This is a genomic window from Prevotella sp. HMSC073D09 (genome assembly GCF_001814145.1).
GTDB lineage: Bacteria > Bacteroidota > Bacteroidia > Bacteroidales > Bacteroidaceae > Prevotella > Prevotella conceptionensis.
Genome location: NZ_KV815062.1, coordinates 1872 through 2271 on the forward strand (window position 1 = coordinate 1872; position 400 = coordinate 2271).

A 400-nucleotide genomic window follows, 5' to 3' on the forward strand; every position below is an offset into this window, starting at 1 on the left:
AAGGGCACTCATAATGTTAAAATTCTTGCTAAAAGTTAGACAAAACGATTATACTTCATACACGCACGAGTGGGCAACGGCACAGAGAACACGTGCGCTTACTACCACCAGTGCGAGCGATTGCAGGGCATGCTGCCCACGGCCAACGGAGACAACATCATGAAAAACGCAGAAGTAATACGCCATTGACAGCTAGTTTTCAACTTGTGTAGAATGTATTGAATGACTTCTGCCAAGATTTTTTTAAGGCCTAACCACGTTTTGCCACAGACAGATGGAACTGATTCTCAGATTTTATCGCCTCTTTGTCCTGCACTCTGTATATGAGAGGGGTGTTTATCTTGGTTTTACGGCACAAAGATTATAACTAAAGTTTCCCACCCTTTAAAACACAGTCTTT